Origin of the sequence: uncultured Campylobacter sp. (assembly GCF_938018145.1) — a bacterium.
Lineage (GTDB): Bacteria > Campylobacterota > Campylobacteria > Campylobacterales > Campylobacteraceae > Campylobacter_A.
The window spans coordinates 1-5,398 of sequence record NZ_CALIII010000384.1; the positions used below are offsets into that span (position 1 = coordinate 1).

The window sequence follows — 5,398 nt, forward strand, 5'->3', positions numbered from 1 at the left end:
AATTTACGCTTGCTAGCGCCTTTGGGTCGTGAAGCTCCTTGTTTGAGAGCGAGCTAAGCTTAAATTTGACGTATCTCGTGAGCCAAAATATAAACGAGTTTTCAAAACTATCCTTGCAATCAAGCGCGTATTTCAAGATATTTTCCTTAAATTTATAAAAATTTGAAAAGCATTATAACCAAACGCTTCTAAAAAATAAATTTTGGGGTAATCTGAAAAACACTTTTAATCAAAAGATTAATATTATCATTTAAGTTAAGTTATGATAAAGTTACGAAACCATTTTGATTCAAAGGAGAAAAAATGCAATCAACGCTAGGTTCGCGTCGTAGCTTTATCGCTGCGGCGGGTGTTTTTATCGCGGCGACCGCGCTTAGGGCCGCTCCGAATAAATTTGAAAAAACCAAAGGTCCGCGCTACGGCATGGTCATCGACCTCACGCGCTGCGTCGGCTGCCAGTCGTGCACGATGAACTGCGCTATGGAAAACAACGTCCAAGCAGGCGCCTTTAGGACGATCGTTTCGGAGTACGAAGCTAGCGACAAAGACGGCAACCGAGCTGTTATTGCCTCGCTGCCGCGCCTTTGTAATCACTGCGAAAATCCAGCCTGTATCGACGTTTGTCCGACGGGCGCGAGCCACCAAAGAAGCAACGGCATCGTCAAAGTAAATAGCGCCGAGTGTATCGGCTGCGCTCTATGCGCCGAGGCCTGTCCGTATCACGCCAGATACCTAAGCATGCAGACCTATAAGGTCGATAAATGCACCTTCTGCGATCACAGACTGCGCGCGGGTTTGCTGCCTGCGTGCGTGGAGACCTGCGTGGGCGGAAGCCGCATAATAGGCGATCTAAACGACGAAAACTCAAATATCAGGAAATTTTTAGCCGCTCACGAGACGATGGTACTAGATAGTCCGAAAAATACGCATCCGCAGGTTTTTTACTACGGCGTGAGTGAAATTTTGGCTAAGAACGACAAGGAACTGGCGGCTAAAAAAGGCTACAAACAAGCGATCAGCTGGAGCGAAGAGATCGCGCTGTAAGGAGAAAATAATGCAAAGACGAGAATTTCTAAAAAACGCGGCGATGATCTCGGCCGTAGGCGCGACCGCTGCGGTAGCGGATGACGAGGGAAAAATAAAAGACGACTATAAACCGCAGGGCAGCTCGCTTCAGCCCGAATTTAGCGTAAAAGACGGCAAAATTTCGATGAACGACGGCCATAGCGTGGTATTTTCTATGTGTCACGGCTGCGTGGCAAAGTGCGGACTGCGGCTACACGTGGACGAAAAAGCAGACCGCGTGCTAAGATGCACGGGCAACCCGTATCACCCGCTATCAAACGTGCACTGGGCGAGCTTTGATACCTCGATAAACGACGCACTGCTAGCAACAACGGCTAGCGGCGAGGACGATCGGCGCGCCACGGTATGCGCTAGAGGCGCGGCGCTGCCTGAGATGATAGCTTCGCCTATTAGGATTTTATCGCCGCTAAAGCGAGTAGGCAAAAGAGGCGAGGGCAAGTGGAAAAAGATCAGCTTCGAGCAGCTCATAGAGGAGGTCGTCGAGGGCGGAGATCTTTTCGGCGAGGGGCACGTGGACGGGCTTAGAGCCATACTCTCAGACGAGCTCATCGACGAGGCAAATCCCGAATACGGCACCAAGCGCAACCAGCTTTTGAGCTTTTATCTCTACGACGGACGCTCGGATATCGTCGATCGCTTTATCAAAAAATCCTTCGGCACTATAAATCACTACTCCCACGGCGGTATCTGCGGCGGCGGCTTTAGAGTCGGCGGCAAGATCGCGCATAATGCAAAGGGCTTTGCCCATACTAAGCCCGACTACGAAAACTCCAAATTTACCATCTACTGGGGCACCTCGCCGGCAAACGGCGGAAATCCGTTCCAAAAGCAAGCCAAAATGGTCGCCCACGCAAGAAGTACAAACGATGACTTCAGCTATGCGGTGGTAGATCCGACGCTCACAAACGCCGTCAAATTCGCCGCCTCCGATAAAGGCCGCTGGATCGGTATAAAACCGGGCACCGACACCGCGCTTGCTATGGCGATGATACGCTGGATCATCGAAAACGAAAAATACGCCGCAAACTACCTCATGCAGCCAAATTTAGAGCAAGCAAAGCTAGCCGGCGAGATACACTGGTGCAACGCCACCCACCTAGTCATCACGCAAAAAGGCCACCCAGACTACGGCAAATTTGCGCTTGTTGGCGACGAGTGGCAGGTCTGCTCTCAAAGCGGCAAAATCCAAAGCTACAAGATAAACGAGCCGGCTAAGCTCTACTATAAAGGCAAAATTTTGCTTAACGGCAAAAAAGTCGAGGTCAAAAGCTCGATGCAGCTGCTAAAAGAATCAGCCTACAAACACAGCCTCAAAGAGTACTCTAAAATTTGCGGCGTGAGCGTGGATGATATCCTCTGGCTATGTGAAAATTTCACCAAAAACGGCAGGCAGGTCAGCACCAACGTCCACGGCGGCATGATGCACACGCAAGCGGCGATGAGCACGTACGCGATATTTTGCCTAAATACGCTGATGGGCACCTACGGCTACAAGGGCGGCAGCGTAAACGCAAGCGCGGGCACGCATGAGTTTTTAAAGGGCAGATACGATCTGGAGAGCTTCGAGGGCGCATACAAGCCAAACGGACTAAATTTATCTCGCTCGGGCAAGTATTACGAAACGAGCTCGGAGTTTAAGCGCAAAGTCGCAGCCGGCGGCAGCGGCTATCCGGCACAGCAGCCGTGGTATCCTATCTCGATGCCGCTAGTAAACGAAACTCTCACCAGCCATGCCGCGGGCTATCCGTACAAGGTAAAAGCGTTTATAAACTACATGACAAACGTGATGTACGGGCAGGCGGGACTCGAGGTCGCAGTGCTTGACGCGCTAAAAGATAGCAAAAATTTACCGCTTTTCATCGGTATCGACGCCTTTATGAACGAGACCAACGCCTACGCCGACTACATCGTGCCAGACGGAGTAAATCTCGAAAACTGGGCGCTTCCAAACTCGCTTTGGGGCACGATCGCTAAAACCTCGGTCGTGCGCTATCCGGCCGTCGCCGCTAAACAAGACCGCGCCGCAGACGGCACGGTGATCGACGTGGAGGCCTTTTATATCGCGGTGGCAAAGAGGCTCGGGCTCAAAGGATTTGGCAAGGGCGCCTTTAAGGACAAAGACGGAAAGCCGATGGATCTGGATACGAAGGAGCAGTATTACGCCGCGGCGCTGGCAAATTTAGCCTTTGACGGGGAGGGCGTAAAGGATATCGGTAAAGAGGATCTAAAGCTAAGTAAAATTTCAAAAACCATGAAAAAGCTAGAGCCGTTTTTAAAAGACGAGGAAAAGCCAAAAGTCGCGCACGTGCTGGCAAAGGGCGGTAGATTTGACGATTACGAGAGAGCTTATGCGGGCGATAAAATGACGGTAAAAGTACCCGCCGCCACGCCTGCTGCGATCTACTACGAGCCCCTTGGCGGACATAGGCACTCTATCACGGGCGAGTATATGCCCGGCACGCCGACTCTAGCCCTTGCGGTCGCTAGCGACGGCACGCCGCTAGAAAAGTTTTTCCCGAAATCCGAGTGGAAATACCTCGTAAGTTCGAGAAAATCAAACATTCAGCACTACTATACGATAGTTAGTCCAAAGCTGCGCGCGATACATCCGAAAAATTTCGTAAGGATCGCCGAGGATATCGCGAGCGAGCAGGGTATCAAGACGGGCGACAAGGTCAAGATCACGACGCCGTACGGCTCGCAAACGGGCGAGGCCTTTGTAACAAACGGCGTTGCTAGCGGCGTCATCAGCCTCGAGCACGGTTTTGGACACGATGAGTTTGGCGCCAGGGTGCATTTTATCGACGGCAAACCGGCCTTTTGGCTAGAAAGCGCGGAAAAAGGCGTAAATCACAACAAACTAGGCCTGCTAGATCCGAAGCGAAAGGGTAAATTTAGCCTAAACGACTGGCTAGTGGGCACATGTGCTAGACAGGCGCTACCTGCAAATATCCGTAAAATCGGCTAAATTTAACGCGGCGGCTAGGGCATAGCCTGGTCGCCGTTAAATTTGACGCTTGGGCGGTAAATTTAAAGTAGCGCAAATTTGTCGTGGACGGCGTCAAATTTGCAGTATTTTTAAGGCAACCCGCGCAAATTTGAGGCAAATTTACCTATAAATATCTAAACTTAAATTTAGTTCATCAATGACGCTAAGCATCTGCCTCACGTATCTTTGCTCGCGGCGAGCTTCAGTGATGTCTAGCCTCTCAAAGAGTCGTCCCTCGAAAAAATTTCTCCTACTAAAGCAAAATAGATAAAATTTGTTATCCATAAAGGCTACGCTGGGCGATTTTAGCGTGTTTTTGTAGGCTTTTAGCATATTTAGCTTGCCCATAAACGCAGGCGTGAGTAGGTATCTCGCCTCCACCTTATCCGTCGTAAAAACTCTAAAATTTTCATTAAATTTGACATCGTCGAGCAGCTCTTTGTCGCCTAAAAATTTAGTATTAAAATCCTTACTCACGGCGACCGTTTTGCCGCGAAATTTCTTGTTAAACTCGCAAACTAGCACGCTACCTTTAAAGTCCGAATACTTGTCAAACGCGTATTTTAGCAGGACGAAGGCGGCGACGTATTTGTTATTTACGCGCGGGTATTCGCGCTCGTGATTGATGACCTCGCACAGGTTAAATTTGACGCCTTTATAGACGCCGCGTACGCTATCTTCGCTATAAAATGTGCTCGGTCTATAAATCCCCGCCGCGTCAAATTCGCTCTGCGAAATGCCGCCGTAGGCGCTATACGTAAAGCTTTCGTCTATCTCGCCGATAAGTGCGCGGACGAAAACTTCTTTGTAAAATTCGTTGTATTCCTCTTTTACTTTTTCTACTTTTTCGATGTGATTAAGTATTTTAAAAAGATAACGAGAAATAACAAGCAAAAACGCCATCATAAAGCCAAATGACGAGAGCTGATCGCTATCAAATCTATTTCCGAAGATAAAAAAGAGCGCTATGACGCAGACGCCCAAAATAACGCTTATCGGAGATACCGCGACTCTAGCTCGGCACTCTTTTTGTTTTTTTACGGTTAATAAAAATGCTTGCGAAAGGGTCATTTGGTCGCTTTTGATTAAATTTTACGTAAATTTTGACCGAGCGCGGCTTAAAATAAAGTAAATCGGTCGGGTAAATTTGAGTGAGGATTTTTTAATTTTGAGGTTTTTGGAGTCAAATTTGACTCGGCGCAAATTTTGAAATTTGCCGCCATTTTTTGAGCGTAAATTTGAGATCAAATTTGACAGAGCCCCAGAAGCGACTCGTCAAATTTGCAGGTCGCAAAGCTCGCCAAATCAAAGAGGCCGGCCGAA

Annotated in this window: 3 protein-coding genes and 1 pseudogene; 2 read left to right on the forward strand and 2 right to left on the reverse strand. The window is 48.9% G+C overall.

Going from position 1 to position 5,398, the window contains the following annotated elements; genetic code table 11:
- A pseudogene (locus tag Q0338_RS08885) lies at window positions 1-136 on the reverse strand (integrase); the annotation flags it as partial.
- A gap of 167 nt (window positions 137-303) precedes the next feature.
- Here Q0338_RS08885 and Q0338_RS08890 point away from each other — a divergent pair.
- Window positions 304-1,044: a 4Fe-4S dicluster domain-containing protein gene (locus Q0338_RS08890; RefSeq protein ID WP_298086436.1), complete on the forward strand. Its 741-nt coding sequence runs from the start codon at window positions 304-306 to the stop codon at window positions 1,042-1,044.
- Between the two features lie 10 nt (window positions 1,045-1,054).
- Entirely contained in the window at window positions 1,055-4,054 is a 3,000-nt protein-coding gene (locus tag Q0338_RS08895; RefSeq protein WP_298086437.1) for a molybdopterin-dependent oxidoreductase, read from the forward strand.
- Window positions 4,055-4,195: 141 nt separating this feature from the next.
- Here the strand turns inward: Q0338_RS08895 and Q0338_RS08900 are convergent, their stop codons facing one another.
- Window positions 4,196-5,146 (reverse strand): DUF3137 domain-containing protein, encoded by a 951-nt coding sequence (locus Q0338_RS08900; RefSeq protein WP_298086438.1) that lies wholly within the window; start codon window positions 5,144-5,146, stop codon window positions 4,196-4,198.
- Window positions 5,147-5,398 lie beyond the last annotated feature (252 nt).